Raw genomic sequence first — 14,819 nt, 5'->3', positions numbered from 1 at the left:
TATACTGAAAAAATCGGAGGATAACTTTTCAGAATACTTAGGTTAACCTTTATTCTTCGAAACGTATGCAATTCACTTTAAATTAGACTTTTTTTATCGTACTTTGTATTTATTAACTTTCGTAAAATAATACAGTATAATGAAATTAGGGAAAAACCTTACTTAAAAAACGGAGGTGAGTATGATGTCAGAAAAGAAATTTAATTGCATGGAATTTGACGATGATAATAATCGAATTAACATTTTGATTGGTGATAATGGCTTTGTGGATTACAAAGATATTGCTAAAGTTTCAATCTTGAATCAGCAAGCTTCTTTTAAAGGAGAAGACAAACCATTTACCCACCAGATATTAAATGGTACAGCTTTTTTATGTGGAATAATGGAGCCTCAATTTTATGTAGGTCTAAAAATTATCTTGAAGGATGAAACAATTAAAGCTGTGTTTATTTCGAACAGAAAAACTATATTCAATACTGATATTTATAATGAAGATAAAAAAGAAGCAGAAAAAATCAAAAAAATGCTAGACAAAAGAATTTCTAAATAATATTCCAGACAACTTTTATCAAGAGTGAGATGAAAAATCTCACTTTTTTTCACATTATCTTTTCTTGACGTACACTTGTTTATTGCGTATAATAACCACGTTGCAGATTCTGTTCTGGTCTTGCAACCGCACAGAAGAGGTTAATAAAGTGGTTTTCCCACCTTAATGGCGAGTATCAGGAACATAGAATAGGAGGTGCCGTATGTACGCAATTATCGAAACTGGCGGAAAACAGATCAAGGTTGAAAAGGATGCTGTCATCTTTGTTGAAAAATTAGAAGCTAGCGAAGGAGATACAGTTGTTTTTGATAAAGTTCTGTATGCCGATGGCAAATTAGGAAAACCTTATGTAGAAGGTGCTAAAGTTACTGGAACTGTTGAAAAACAGGGAAAAGGCAAAAAAATCACAATTGTAAAATACAAACCTAAAAAATCTTCTACACGCCGTAAACAAGGTCATCGTCAGCCTTATACAAGTGTAAAGATCACTGCTATCGAGGCTTAATATGATCTATGTCTACTTGAATCAAAAGGACCGGCAGATTGGATCTGTAAAGATAACGGGACACGCGGATTCAACTACTGAGACATTGGATCTGGTATGCGCTGAAGTGAGTGCCGTATCTGTTGGAATACTGAATGCAATAGACACTTTGTGTGAGGGCAGTTGTTTGATTCAAATGGAAAGTGGTTTTGTATCTATCGAAGTTCAATCGAACAGTGATACCTTACAAATCATTTTAAAAACTTTGGTGATTCAATTAGAAACAATTATAAATACAAATAAAAAGTATATTAAGATGATAAGAAGAGAGGTGTAAACCATGTTGAAGTACACATTAGATAATCAGTTGTTCGCTTCTAAAAAGGGAGTTGGTTCGACTAAGAACGGTCGTGATTCTCATTCAAAACGTTTAGGGGCAAAATTAGCCGATGGTCAGTCTTGTCATGCTGGAAGCATCATTTATCGTCAACGAGGTACGAAGATCCATCCTGGAACAAATGTTGGACGTGGCGGAGATGATACACTGTTCGCAAAAGTTAGCGGTGTTGTTCGTTACGAGCGCTTAGGAAAAGACAAGAAACAAGTTTCAGTTTATCCACAGGCTTAATCAAAAAGATCCCTAAGGGGGTCTTTTTTTAGGAGGGCACTATGTTTGTCGATCAAGTTAAAATTCATGTTCAAGCGGGAAAAGGTGGCGATGGAATCGTCAGTTTTCGTCATGAAAAATATGTTGCCTACGGAGGCCCTTTTGGCGGCGACGGCGGGAATGGCGGAAACGTGATCTTCGAAGCAGATCCAGGCATGACAACCTTATTAGATCTTCGTTATCACCGCAAGATCAAAGCAACGCCAGGAGAAAAAGGAAAGAACAAAAAGATGCATGGCGCTAACGGTGAAGATAAAATCGTTAAAGTTCCGTTAGGAACCATTGTAAAAAGAGCGGATACCGGGCAAATTATCGCTGACTTGACCGAACCTCACCAACAGACGATCATCTGCAAAGGTGGACGTGGCGGTCGTGGAAACTTTCATTTTCGTTCCAGTCGCAATACAGCACCAAAATATGCGGAATTGGGAACTTTAGGGGAAGAGTTTGACTGCATTGTTGAATTGCGAGTTCTGGCCGATGTTGGGCTGGTTGGCTTTCCAAGCGTTGGAAAATCAACTCTTTTGGATGCTGTTTCACGAGCTAAACCGGAAATTGGAGACTATCCATTTACGACGATTTCTCCCAATGTTGGTGTTGTACAAGTCAAAGATGGGCGTAGTTTCATTATGGCGGATCTACCAGGTTTGATAGAAGGTGCCAGTACTGGAAAAGGACTTGGGTATCAATTCTTAAGACACATTGAACGTTGCCGAGTGATTGTTCACGTTCTGGATATGGGAGGACAAGATGGCCGAGATCCGTTAGAAGATTATGAAATCATAAATGATGAGCTCCGTTCTTATCAGATACGTCTATTGGAGAGACCGCAAATTGTCGTTGCCAACAAGATGGACCTGAATGATGCACAAAAGAATTTAGAGCGATTCAAAGAAAAATATCCAGATCTCGAAGTGTATCCAACAACAACGATCATTCATGAAGGACTGGACCCTGTTTTAAGAAGAGCTGCAGATCTTCTGGCAGTAACGCCCGCTTTTCCAATTGTTACCGAAGGCACTTCGAATGAAGGCGTCACGTATACTTTTGAAGAAAAGAAATCAGATCTTCAAGTTACTAAATTGGGGGATCATCTTTGGGAGATTAGCGGTCCTCGAATTGAACGGGTTTTCAATATTCAAAAGCTCAATACCGAAGAGGATTATTTCGAGTTTGCGAATAAAATGCGTTATTTGGGAATTGATACAGCTTTACGCGAGGCTGGCTGTATGGACGGAGATACAGTTCAAATGCTTGGATATCAATTTGATTTTATTGAAAATTAGAGATAAGAGATTTCTTGTCTCTTTTTTTGTGATTCGTAAAATTTATTGTTTTAGGGTATACTTTTAGTAGTGTTTATTTGACGAATCATGAGGAGCTTATTTTATGAAATTTATTTCTTGGAACGTTAATGGGATTCGCGCTTGCATAAATAAAGGATTTTTAGATATTGTTGATACCTTGGATGCCGATGTTGTCTGTCTGCAGGAAACAAAAGCCCAACCGGAGCAAATCGATATCCCTGAGGATTTATATCCTTATCAATATGCTTATAGCGCTATACGAAAAGGATATAGCGGCACAATGATTCTTTCGAGGATCAAACCCCTTAATGTTATTTATGGTTTAGGTATAGATCAGCATGACACGGAAGGTCGTGTGATTACAGCAGAATTTGATGATTATTATCTGGTGACAGTGTACACGCCAAATTCTGGAGATGGTTTAAAACGGTTATCTTATCGTATGGAATGGGACCAGGTCTTCAGTCGCTATGTACAATCTTTAAATAAACCTGTTTTTATATGTGGCGATCTTAATGTAGCCAATGAAGAAATCGATATCAAGAACCCGAAAACAAACCGCAGAAATGCTGGCTTTACTGATGAAGAAAGAGATAGTTTCAAATCGAATTTATTAACTTATGTAAAGGATACTTTTAGAACTCTTTATCCCGATAAGATTCAATACTCTTGGTGGAGTTATCGATTTAACGCTCGAAAAAATAATGCGGGATGGAGAATTGATTACTGGTTAGCCTCGGAAGAATTAATGCCTCGTGTAAAAGATTCTTTAATATTAACGGATATTTACGGCAGTGATCACTGTCCTGTAGAACTAGATATAGTGGATTAGAGAGGGGAATTTTGTTGATTGCTTTTCTGCAAGGAATCATTCGATTGATTCGTACAGATTCAATCGTTTTGGATGTACAAGGCGTTGGCTATGAAGTCTATATAAACAATCCATTTTCCCAAAAGCTCGGCGATGAGCTCTTTGTTTATACATATCAGCACGTCCGGGAAGATGCGATTCTTTTATATGGTTTTCTAAAGGAAAAAGATTATGAAGTTTTTATGCGTTTGATCAATGTGAAAGGGATCGGTCCTAGGACTGCTTTGAATTTATTAGGATCCTGTTCCGGAGAACAGATGATTCAAGCCATTGAAGAAGATGATATCAAACGATTAAAAGCTCTTCCAGGAATTGGAGCAAAAACAGCATCGCAGATCGTTTTGGATCTAAAAGGAAAATTCGTGGTGGAATCATCTCAATCTTCGAATTTAAACAATCCAAATTGGGAAGAATGCAAAGAAGCTCTTCTGGCTTTAGGATATCGTGCAAACCAGCTTTCCGCGATACAAAAAGAATTGATTTCACAAGAAGACTTGGGTGTAGATGAGATGTTACGCAAAGCACTCGGTATTTTGGCAAAAAGAAATGGGGTGTGATTTTGGATAGAGAAATGGATGCCCATATGCAGGAACAAGACGGATATGAAAAAACACTTCGACCAAGTTCCTTGGAAGAGTATATCGGGCAAACGGATTTAAAGAAAAATTTAAGTGTATTCATCAATGCAGCCAGACAAAGACAAGAAGCTTTGGATCATGTGCTGCTCTATGGACCTCCTGGCCTAGGGAAAACGACTTTAGCTTATATCTTAGCGAATGAAATGCGTGGAAATATTAAAACAACAAGTGGTCCCAGTATTGAAAAAAGTGGCGATCTTGCCGCGATTCTTACGACGCTGGAGCCTGGCGATGTCTTATTTATCGATGAGATTCATCGTCTTCCAAAACAAGTTGAAGAAGTTTTATATCCGGCTATGGAAGATTATTGCTTGGATATTCTTGTAGGGAAAGACAGCGCTACAGTTCATAATATCCGATTGAGCTTACCTCCGTTTACTTTGGTGGGCGCTACAACTCGTGCAGGAGATCTAAGTGCTCCTTTACGTGATCGCTTTGGAATTGTCTCTCAATTAGAATATTATTCTTTAAAAGATTTGGAAAAAATCGTTTATCGTACTTCTTGTGTAATGGATACAAAAATTGAGGCACAGGCCACAAAAGAGATTGCGATGCGTTCACGCGGCACACCAAGGATTGCAAATCGTCTATTTCGACGCGTTAGAGATTTTGCTCAAGTTTATAACGACGGAATTATTTCATTAGATGTTGCACAAGATGCGTTGGATCGCTTGAAGGTGGATCACCTGGGATTGGATTCGGTTGATCATAAATATTTGCGTGGGATCATCGAACGATTTAAAGGAGGTCCTGTTGGCTTAGAGGCAATTGCTTCTAGTATTGGAGAAGAACCGATGACATTGGAGGATGTCTACGAGCCGTATCTTTTACAGATTGGATTTATCAACCGTACGCCTCGTGGCCGAGTGGCGACTCCTAAAGCATACGAACATCTTAAGATTCCAGTGCAAGGATCGATTTTTGAGTAGAAAAGAGTGGGAAACCGCTCTTTTTTTGACGCGCGTGTTATAATTGAACCATGGAAAATTTATCATTATTTACAAAAAAAATCCTTTCTTTTCTAGAATCAGATTCATCCAAATGGGATTATTGGACAACAAAACAAAAGCTCGCCCCTGTCAGCGACGCTTCTTGTATGCATAATTTTGTAGAAAGAATCAACGGAGCAAAAAAACAACATAAAAAAATCTTAGTTGCCGGCGATTATGATTGTGATGGAATCTTAGCAACTACGATCATGGTTGATGGTTTGACCAAGATGGGAATTGAAACGGGATTTTATATTCCGGATCGCATCAAAGAAGGTTATGGCCTTCATGAGGAAACTGTTTCATTAGCTCATCAAAGAGGATATCAGATCATTGTTACCGTTGATAACGGAGTGAAAGCGCAATCTGCTTTAAAACTGGCAAAAGCTTATGGAATGGAAACAATCGTGACGGATCATCATTGTTTAGATGATTCTGTAGATTGTGATTTGCTGATCCATCCTGATTTTTTAGAACCAGAATTTTCGACACTCTGTGGTGCGGGTGTTGCCTATGAGTGCATAAGGATGTTAGCGGTTGATAGTGATTATCATCTTATTTTGGCTGCCATCGCCAGTATAGGGGATGTAATGCAGGTGACGGGTCAAACACGTGCTCTGATTCAAAATGGATTGACGCTTTTAAATGTATCAAAAGAAAAGCATTGTTCCTTGTTGGCGGATGATCCTATCTTGAATGAAGTGAGCGTTGGTTTTCAGATCGTTCCCAAACTCAATGCGATTGGGCGTTTGAGCAATCTTGCCAATGTGAACAACGCTGTACGTTATTTTTTGAATCAGAATGATCAAAAGATACGAAGTTTCCATATGCAAATTACGCATTTGAATGATTTACGAAAGAAAATCAGCAACCAGATGAAGGAGACCGCACTTTCCAAGTGTGTATCCTCTCAGCCGGTTATTATGGTGCAAGATCCAAGTTTTCATGAAGGAATCATAGGTTTGGTTGCGGGAAGTTTATGTTCTCAATTTCAAAAACCAGTCATAGTGTTTGCGAAGAATCCAGAAGGATACAAAGCCAGTATGCGTTCGCCCAGAGGCTTTAATTGTATGGATTTTTTACATGATTTTTCTGATTATGATGCTTTAGGCGGTCATGATCAGGCAGCAGGCTTTTCTTTGCATCTGCATGACTTCAACTCATTTGTGGATTATGTTCGAAATAAGATAAATTCCTATGCATGGGAATTGGAGACTAAATCTACTTTATATGTAAAACCTGAAGAACTCACGGTTTCTACATTGGAAGAATTAGATGTTTTAAGGCCGTTTGGTCCAGGTTTTGAGTTTCCTGCTATTGAAGTAGATGCGACGCAAATCAAGTCGTTTTATGATTTTAGTAACGGAAAGCATAGACGCTATACTTTAGATTCAGGTTTGACTTGTATATACTTTAATATTCCAAAAACAGAGAAAAATAAAAGCGTCAATGCGATTCGATCTTTTGTCGGTCAGCCGCAAATGAATTATTATCGCGGAACGAAACGTGTCAACTTTGTGATCGACTCTATTCTCTATAAGTAAAAGCCCTTTGTTTTCATGGAATGTTTCGTGTAGAATAGAGGTAATTTAAAGGAGCTTATCAAAATGGATCTAAAACAATATATTGCGGATATTAAGGATTTTCCCAAATCAGGCATCATCTTCCGGGATGTCACTCCTATTCTGGATGATCCTGCGTGCATGATGCAGGTCGTTGAGTCACTGAGCCGATTCGTGATGGAATCAAAGGCAACTAAGATCATTGCGCCAGAGGCTCGCGGATTTTTCTTTGGCATTCCGGTTGCCATGAATTGTAAAATTGGTTTTGCCCCTGTTCGCAAACCGGGGAAGCTACCCCGAAAAACGATTTCCCAATCTTATCAACTGGAATATGGTGAAGATTCTTTGGAAATTCATGAGGATGCCATTCTCCCAGGAGAAAAAGTTGTTATTATTGATGATTTGCTGGCCACTGGCGGAACGGTTGAAGCTATGATTCAGATGGTTGAGCGCATGCAAGCCTCAGTTGTTGGCGTTGCCTGTGTAATTGAATTAGATGATCTCAAAGGCAGAGACCGATTTCATGAAATACCGTTTTTCTCTTTAGTTCATTATCAAGGAGAGTAATTATAAGGGAGGGCTTGATGTGCCACATAAAAAAGAAGTGAGCTTTGATGAATGTCTGGAACATATCAAGACGTACATCAAACGTCCAGAAAACATTCAATTGATCACAAAAGCTTATCAGTTTGCTCAAAAACATCATGAAGGTCAATTTCGAAAGAGTGGAGCACCCTATGTCAGTCATGTTATTCAGGTGGCGGATACTTTAGCGGAGATGCATTGTGGTCCTAAGACGATTGCGGCTGGTTTGCTTCATGATACAGTTGAAGACTGTGATGAAGTCACTGAAGAGACGATCAAGTCCGAATTTGGCGAAGAAATTCTTACGATGGTTGATGCTGTCACAAAGATTGGTAACATTCAATTTAAAGATGAGAAGGAATATCAGGCAAACAATCATCGTAAACTCTTTATTGCGATGGCAAAAGATATTCGTGTGATCTTGATTAAATTAGCGGATCGTTTGCATAATATGCGAACACTGGAATTCATGAAACCGGAAAAACAAAAAAGGATTGCACAGGAGACTTTGAGTGTTTATGCACCGATTGCACATCGTTTAGGTATTAGTGCCATCAAAAATGAACTGGAAGATCTTTCTTTCAAATACATTGACCCTAAAAAATACAATGAGATCAAAGGGTTGGTAAAACAACGGGAAGAAGAGCGCAATGAACAAGTCGATATGATGATCGAGGACATTAAAGTCATTCTTGATAGTTATCATATTCCATATCGCATCTTTGGCCGCTCTAAACATTTTTATAGTATTTATAAGAAAATGGTGACGAAGAATAAACGGTTTGAAGAAATTCTGGATCTTCTTGCGATTCGAATCGTTACAGATACAGTAACTCATTGTTATGAAATCTTAGGTTATATTCACGCTACATATCGTCCGATTCCGGGACGTTTTAAAGATTACATTGCAATGCCAAAAGCAAATATGTATCAGTCACTTCATACTACGATCGTAGAACCACAACATGGGAATATTTTTGAGATCCAAATTCGTACAGAAGATATGGATGCGATTGCGGAGAGAGGTGTTGCGGCTCATTGGAAATACAAAGAACGGCCAAATTCGGCTCCGGAAATTGAACAAAAAGAGATCGAAGATAAGTTATCGTGGTTTAGAGATTTTTCGATGATGACAGACGAGGAGAGTGAAGATCCACTAGAATATATGAATGTACTTCAAAAAGATATTTTTGAAGCGAATGTTTATTGTTTGACGCCTCGGGGAAAAGTCATAGCTCTACCAAGCGGATCGACACCGATCGATTTTGCATATCGGGTACATACGGAGGTCGGGCATAAAACAGTTGGTGCTACGGTCAATGGAGCGATCGTCCCATTGAATACGCCTTTAAAAACCGGAGATGTAGTCGATATTTTAACGAACAAAAATTCACCGGGGCCATCAAAAGACTGGATCAAGATCGTCAAAAGCGGGCATGCTCGCAATAAGATTCGATCTTTCTTACAACGGCAAGAGACGGTCGATCGCAGAGAAGTGATCAAAAGAGGGCAGGAAGCACTGGCGGAAGAATTCAAACGAGAAAAGTTGGACGAAGCCTTACTGCAGCCAAAGAGAATAGAGCCGATTCTAAGCTCTTTGTCATTCAAAAACTTGGATGATCTTTATATCGGCATCGCTAATCGGCGGGTCTCGATACAGTCGGTAGTTGACCGTTTGGTAAAAACAAGACAATCGGGTTTAAGCGACGAGGAAATATTTAAGCAATTCAATAAAACACCTGCCAAAGAGCAAAAAGCTACTAGTTGCGGTGTCATCGTTCCTGGAATTGATACGATTGCAGTATCATTAGCTAATTGCTGCTCTCCTATTCCAGGGGATACAATTGTTGGCTATATTTCAAAAGGGCAGGGAGTCAAGGTCCATCGTTCGGATTGCCCGAATATTTTACAGGAAAAGAAACGATTGATTCCAGTGAGTTGGGCTGAGAATCTTGATGAGAAGCGTTATGAAGTTAAATTGATAGTCTATAGTGATGATCGAAATTTTTTGTTGAGTGACATCGTTACGACTTTGCAGCAATGTAATGCTTATTTAAAGCATGTTGATTCCTGTGTGGATGAAAATGATTTGACTGCGACCACTAAACTTCGGATTACGGTTCGAGATGCCGATCATCTACAATTGATTATTTCTAATTTAAAAAAGGTACGGAGTGTGAACGAAGTTGTCCGTACGATACAATAAAAAGGAAGCAATTTTCGTTATTGCTTCTTTTTTAATTCTATAGAAATGTAGATACAGCGAGAAATGATTTCGCGAATGATATGTTTTGGTTTATGATCCACATACCATAAGGCTCCATATTTTTTGAAAAAATGGCGGCCTATTGCGCAAGCTCTGCGGATGTGTGTACCGCTGGACAGAATAAGAACGGGTTCATCACCTATAATTTTTTTCGCATTGAGAAAGTTTTCCCATGTATTTTGAGATTCCTTTTCACAACAAACTGGGACAGATTCTTTATTTAGTATATATTTTGCCATCTGTTCGCTTTCAATATATTGGTTTTTGACGGCTCCGCCAGTTAGGATCAAAGTGTCATAGAATCCTTTTTTATATGCTTCAATTGCCAAATCACATCTTTTGATCTGACTCGAAGCGTAGCTGCCGTCATCATGACTTGGGCAGCCTAATAAGATAGCATATGGATAATGCTCATCTTTTTTTGGGATAGGCGGAAAATAATGACGGTAGAGGAATGTTGTAATAAGGATCAGGAGGATCAAAACAATCAAAATTAAACTAGCGATCATAGAGAATCACCGGACCTTCTTGAATAGGGCTCTTCAATACGCTGTTATATAAAATATTTGTTTTTAATTCGATATTTTGTAAAAACGGATCCATTTGATTAAATCGCATGATCAGTCGATCTTTATGGATATGTTTTAAACATTCTTTACCTATAGAATCCAATCCCAATACTTTCAGTTGAAAGAAATCATGATCGATCATTTCTGACTTTTTGATTTTTAATAAGATCATTAAACAAGTCCTTTGAATACGGGAACGTGAATAATTTTTGGTAATGGTCAGGGATAAAAACTCATCCCAGTTCTTTGCCTTTTGACTCGCAGCCTGTAATCGATGTTCTATTCCTTCATTGACAAGGTGATACTGTGCAAGTTCTGCAGGAGAACTTAATTGAAGTGTCAAAGATAGGTAAGGATAATATGAATTAAAATTTTGCTCAATAAAGAAAAGGGATTTATAGGGTACATCTTTTCCGTTAAAAAAATCTGTTCTGGTTTGCGTCGCGCTTTGATAGATAGGATTTCTTTGAATCGAAACGGGTTGTATCCCAAATTGGCGACAATATTTTATATAGTACATGGCCAAAAGGTCATTAGGCCCTGTTTTGCGTTCTAAGTTTTGATTGAAACTTAATCTTGGATCGACGGGTGTCGATTCCATTTCTTTTAGCTTTTCTTCTAGCGTAGAGATATTATTGGTTTCGCTGCCAAAACAAAGAGTGTCAATTGGAATGCAGGATAAGGACTGAATATTGTAGCGAGCAAAATAGTCTGCGCTTTGGGATCCAAAACAGACTGGACATTCCAAAACAAGATTTGCACCAAATTCTAATGCTAAACGAGTTTTTTCTTTTTTTGGCAATAAGGAGGGTAATCCTCGTTGTGAAAAATACCCTGTAACAATGACGACTAAGCAATCGCACCTTGTTATTTCACGTGTTTTTCGTATATGATAGATATGGCCTTGATGAAAAGGATTATACTCCGCAATGATTCCTGTTATTTTCATGAATATAGTTTACCATTTATATTGACTTTCGTCAGTGCTTTTAATATAATATCAAATGCGACATGAGGTGAAAATCGTGAAATTTACCAAAAAAGATTTCCAAATGGCGGAAAATGGAGTCATATCTATTGATGAATGGATTTCTGTGGAGGATAACGATTTTCTACGTCATACTCAAGTCAAATCCATTCCAGAGGTTCATATAACTGGGACTTTACAGTTTGACCAATCTTCTTTGGTCTTTTCCGATTTGGAATTGGATGGGGTGATGATCGTTCCTGATTCCATTACTCTAGAAGACCTGGAAGTAATATTTGACACTACGTCGCAAGTTACATATTCGTTCGATCCTGTAACACAGGACGATGATGAGATCATCGTGGTCAAAAAAGATACGATCGATTTAAATCCGGAGATCCTGCAGGCAGTGATTTATGAAGCACCAATGCATATCACTCGTTTGCCAAGAGATCAATATCCTAAAGGAGATGGATGGCAGGTTTTGTCAGATCAGGATCCTAAAGAGGATAAGATCGATCCACGATGGGCTAAGTTAAATGAATTCAAAATGGATGATGACTAGGAGGTGTAATCATGGCTGTTCAGCAGAGAAGAGGATCAAAAACACGTAAGGCAAAACGTAGAACTCATTACAAATTGGTGAAACCGGCTTTAACACGCTGTCCAAACTGTGGTGAATATAAACTTGCTCATAAAATGTGTTCTTGCGGAGAATACAATGGCAAGAAAATTATCGAAGGATAAGGGCTTGCCCTTTTTCTTTTTGGGGTGTTAGCTCAGCTGGGAGAGCGCTACGCTGGCAGCGTAGAGGTCAGGGGTTCGAACCCCCTACGCTCCACCAATCGTCTTTTAAGCCTTTGTTTAAAGGCTTTTTTTGTGCTTTATTGGTAATATACTGTTTTGTTGCCCAACAATACAAGAAACGCTTCAAAAGGAAATTTAAATCTCGTATGAAACCCCGTTATAATATCATTATGCATAGCAAAAAAAGGAGTATACCTATGATCATCCGTAAGTATGATAGGAAAGATTGTAAAGCCATAACCAAGTTATTTTATGATACTGTTCATACGATTAACAGAAAACATTATACACGTGCACAACTGAATGTTTGGGCTGACGGTTATCCAGATTTAGATTTGTGGACTTCTCGCTTTTTATCATCGCATACACTTGTTGCTTTTGATGATGGAGTACTTGTTGGTTTCGGAAATATTGATGACCAAGGCTGTTTGGATATGCTGTATGTCCATAAGGATCATCAGCACAAACACATTGCGACAATGTTATGTGATCAGTTAGAAAAGTTAACTCAATGCAAGATTACGACATATGCTTCGATCACCGCAAAAGGTTTTTTTGAAAAAAGAGGCTATAAATTGATAAAGACAAATAATGTGATTCGAAAAGGAATCGCATTAACAAACTTCTTGATGGAAAAAGAATGAGTCTATAGATTCATTTTCCGTATCTGATAATTCAAGATGAAATTAGTTTTTTTTAAAAAGACAAAACAATGGAGACGAATACTTAAGAAACACAAATTTTTCTTTAGAAAACCAGGTCAATTGTTGTTACAAATTTCAATTTTTTAGCGGATTTGTTCTAATTTATGTGAAAAATCAAGTCTATTTAACAATAGACTTTAAGTGGTGTATCATGTATAATACTAATGGTTTTTGTTTAAAAAAAACAAAAAATAGGAGGTATGAGTATGGACCCAATTACTGCTCTTATCTCAGGGATCATAGGACTGGCACTTGGTGGCGGCGGCATGGTCGTTTACAACAAGGCCGGATTCAATAAAAATCAGCAAGAAGCAGAAAGAATTTTAAAAGACGCCGAATCAGAAGCGCAAGCAAAATTAAAACAGGCGGTTTTAGACGGTAAGACACAGGCTCATGATTTAAAGATCGAAGCCGAAAAAGACATCAAGGAAAGACGCCAAGAAATTCAGAATCTTGAGAACAAATTACTTCGTAGAGAAGATAATTTGAATTTTCGTGATGAAGCTTTAAATCAAAAAGAACGTCAGATTACCGAAAAAATGCAGAAAGTTACTGATAAACTATCATCCTTAGAGACCAAAGAGAAAAAGCTCCAGGATCAGATCGATCAACAAATCGTCATCTTGGAAGGAGTTGCGAAGATGTCGCAACAGGATGCGAAGTCAGAATTGTTCTCAGTTGTAGAAAAAAAGATGGAACATGAAACAATCGCATATATTAAGGACAAAGAAGAAGAGGCAAAGGCAACCGCAAAGGAAAAAGCACAAAATATCATTGCTTTAGCTATCGAAAGAATGTCCCAGCAGGAAACGCAGGAACGCACGGTAAGCGTTGTAAGCATTCCGGGAGAAGAGATGAAAGGACGCATCATCGGTCGTGAGGGTCGAAATATTCGGTCTTTTGAGCAAGCTACCGGTGTTGAGTTAAATATCGATGATACTCCAGATTTGATTACGATCACTTGTTTTAATCCTATTCGTCGTGAAGTGGCTCGTCTAGCTCTGGAACACTTGATTCGTGATGGTAGAATCCAACCTGGTCGTATTGAAGAAGTTGTTAAAAAATATCAAACGGAGATCAACCAGGAGATCGTAAAAGCCGGAGAGGATGCCATCTTTAAACTCGGGATCGGCAAAATTGATCGTGAAATCGTTAAGCTGATCGGTACATTAAAATATCGTTATTCTTATGGACAAAATGCTTTGCAGCATTCCATGGAAGTGGCTTATCTGGCTGGGGCTATGGCAGCCGAACTTGGTTTGAATCAACAGATGGCTAAGCGTGCAGGTCTTTTACACGATATCGGAAAAGCTTTAAACATTGAACAGCAGGATGGATCTCATGTTGAACTTGGATATAAATTCTGTAAGAAACATGGTGAAAAAGAAATTGTTCTTAATGCGATTCTTTCTCATCACGGCGATGTAGAACCTAAGTTCTTAACGAGTCATCTAGTGATTGCAGCTGATACGATCAGTGCTGCTCGACCTGGAGCAAGAAAGGAAAGTGCACAAGCATATATTGATCGTCTTGAAAACCTTGAAAAGATCGCAACATCTTATGAAGGTGTCCAAAGCGCCTATGCGATCCAAGCCGGTCGAGAAATTCGTGTCATGGTCAATCCGGAATCTGTTAATGACCAAACTTGTGTAAAATTGGCACGTCAGATTCGTGAACAAATTGAAGAAGAACTGACTTACCCAGGTCAAATCAAAGTCAATGTGATTCGCGAAGTCCGAGCTCAAGAGCTGGCAAAATAAGACAAAAATCGGCGGGCGTTCTTAACGTCCGTCTTCCATTTTTTTTACAGTAAGTTTTCACTTACTACTTTGGCTTGAATCCCCTAAATTTAA

Annotated in this window: 17 protein-coding genes, 1 tRNA gene and 1 other annotated feature; of the genes, 16 read left to right on the top strand and 2 right to left on the bottom strand. The window is 38.5% G+C overall.

Features of this window, described 5'->3' with window-relative positions:
- Window positions 1–181 precede the first annotated feature (181 nt).
- From HNQ43_RS02860 to HNQ43_RS02810, 11 genes are all read left to right on the top strand, one after another.
- Window positions 182–550: a hypothetical protein gene (locus HNQ43_RS02860; protein ID WP_183374582.1), complete on the top strand. Its 369-nt coding sequence runs from the start codon at window positions 182–184 to the stop codon at window positions 548–550.
- A gap of 114 nt (window positions 551–664) precedes the next feature.
- Window positions 665–736: a sequence feature (ribosomal protein L21 leader region), on the top strand.
- A 16-nt stretch (window positions 737–752) separates the two neighbouring features.
- Window positions 753–1,055, top strand: a complete 303-nt coding sequence (gene rplU / locus HNQ43_RS02855) for a 50S ribosomal protein L21 (RefSeq protein ID WP_183374580.1) — start codon at window positions 753–755, stop codon at window positions 1,053–1,055.
- A 1-nt stretch (window position 1,056) separates the two neighbouring features.
- Window positions 1,057–1,371, top strand: coding sequence for a ribosomal-processing cysteine protease Prp (locus tag HNQ43_RS02850; RefSeq protein WP_183374578.1), 315 nt, complete (start codon window positions 1,057–1,059; stop codon window positions 1,369–1,371).
- Between the two features lie 6 nt (window positions 1,372–1,377).
- Window positions 1,378–1,662, top strand: coding sequence for a 50S ribosomal protein L27 (rpmA, locus tag HNQ43_RS02845; protein WP_273477674.1), 285 nt, complete (start codon window positions 1,378–1,380; stop codon window positions 1,660–1,662).
- 41 nt (window positions 1,663–1,703) lie between these two features.
- Window positions 1,704–2,987, top strand: coding sequence for a GTPase ObgE (obgE, locus tag HNQ43_RS02840; RefSeq protein ID WP_183374574.1), 1,284 nt, complete (start codon window positions 1,704–1,706; stop codon window positions 2,985–2,987).
- A gap of 103 nt (window positions 2,988–3,090) precedes the next feature.
- Window positions 3,091–3,840, top strand: coding sequence for an exodeoxyribonuclease III (locus HNQ43_RS02835; protein WP_183374572.1), 750 nt, complete (start codon window positions 3,091–3,093; stop codon window positions 3,838–3,840).
- 11 nt (window positions 3,841–3,851) lie between these two features.
- Window positions 3,852–4,436, top strand: coding sequence for a Holliday junction branch migration protein RuvA (gene ruvA / locus HNQ43_RS02830; protein WP_244957026.1), 585 nt, complete (start codon window positions 3,852–3,854; stop codon window positions 4,434–4,436).
- Between the two features lie 14 nt (window positions 4,437–4,450).
- Window positions 4,451–5,446 (top strand): Holliday junction branch migration DNA helicase RuvB, encoded by a 996-nt coding sequence (ruvB, locus tag HNQ43_RS02825; protein WP_183374667.1) that lies wholly within the window; start codon window positions 4,451–4,453, stop codon window positions 5,444–5,446.
- A 50-nt stretch (window positions 5,447–5,496) separates the two neighbouring features.
- Complete coding sequence (locus tag HNQ43_RS02820) at window positions 5,497–7,050, top strand: single-stranded-DNA-specific exonuclease RecJ (RefSeq protein ID WP_183374570.1); 1,554 nt, start codon at window positions 5,497–5,499, stop codon at window positions 7,048–7,050.
- A 63-nt stretch (window positions 7,051–7,113) separates the two neighbouring features.
- Window positions 7,114–7,635 carry an adenine phosphoribosyltransferase gene (locus HNQ43_RS02815; RefSeq protein WP_183374568.1) on the top strand — a complete coding sequence of 174 codons (522 nt, stop codon included), beginning with the start codon at window positions 7,114–7,116 and terminating at the stop codon, window positions 7,633–7,635.
- A 19-nt stretch (window positions 7,636–7,654) separates the two neighbouring features.
- Entirely contained in the window at window positions 7,655–9,859 is a 2,205-nt protein-coding gene (locus tag HNQ43_RS02810; RefSeq protein ID WP_183374566.1) for a RelA/SpoT family protein, read from the top strand.
- A 17-nt stretch (window positions 9,860–9,876) separates the two neighbouring features.
- On the opposite strand, the gene HNQ43_RS02805 is transcribed toward HNQ43_RS02810, so the two are convergent.
- The gene (locus tag HNQ43_RS02805) at window positions 9,877–10,428 is read right to left on the bottom strand and encodes a YdcF family protein (RefSeq protein ID WP_183374564.1); all 552 of its coding nucleotides are present in this window, start codon (window positions 10,426–10,428) and stop codon (window positions 9,877–9,879) included.
- On the bottom strand, window positions 10,418–11,437 hold the full coding sequence (locus HNQ43_RS02800; RefSeq protein WP_183374562.1) for a nucleotidyltransferase family protein: 1,020 nt from the start codon (window positions 11,435–11,437) through the stop codon (window positions 10,418–10,420). The genes HNQ43_RS02805 and HNQ43_RS02800 overlap by 11 nt, the downstream gene beginning before the upstream one ends.
- A gap of 76 nt (window positions 11,438–11,513) precedes the next feature.
- On the opposite strand from HNQ43_RS02800, the gene HNQ43_RS09280 reads away from it, so the two are divergent.
- The 5 genes from HNQ43_RS09280 (at window position 11,514) to rny (ending at window position 14,726) form a co-directional block, all read left to right on the top strand.
- Window positions 11,514–12,020: a YceD family protein gene (locus tag HNQ43_RS09280; protein WP_183374560.1), complete on the top strand. Its 507-nt coding sequence runs from the start codon at window positions 11,514–11,516 to the stop codon at window positions 12,018–12,020.
- 11 nt (window positions 12,021–12,031) lie between these two features.
- The gene (gene rpmF, locus HNQ43_RS02790) at window positions 12,032–12,202 is read left to right on the top strand and encodes a 50S ribosomal protein L32 (RefSeq protein ID WP_183374558.1); all 171 of its coding nucleotides are present in this window, start codon (window positions 12,032–12,034) and stop codon (window positions 12,200–12,202) included.
- A gap of 21 nt (window positions 12,203–12,223) precedes the next feature.
- A tRNA-Ala gene (locus HNQ43_RS02785) sits at window positions 12,224–12,299 on the top strand.
- 160 nt (window positions 12,300–12,459) lie between these two features.
- Window positions 12,460–12,906: a GNAT family N-acetyltransferase gene (locus HNQ43_RS02780; protein ID WP_183374556.1), complete on the top strand. Its 447-nt coding sequence runs from the start codon at window positions 12,460–12,462 to the stop codon at window positions 12,904–12,906.
- 260 nt (window positions 12,907–13,166) lie between these two features.
- Window positions 13,167–14,726 (top strand): ribonuclease Y, encoded by a 1,560-nt coding sequence (gene rny / locus HNQ43_RS02775; protein WP_420537341.1) that lies wholly within the window; start codon window positions 13,167–13,169, stop codon window positions 14,724–14,726.
- The last annotated feature ends 93 nt before the right edge of the window (window positions 14,727–14,819 follow it).

This window comes from Faecalicoccus acidiformans (genome assembly GCF_014202635.1).
GTDB lineage: Bacteria > Bacillota_I > Bacilli_A > Erysipelotrichales > Erysipelotrichaceae > Faecalicoccus > Faecalicoccus acidiformans.
This window is presented reverse-complemented; position numbering and strand designations above follow the sequence as displayed.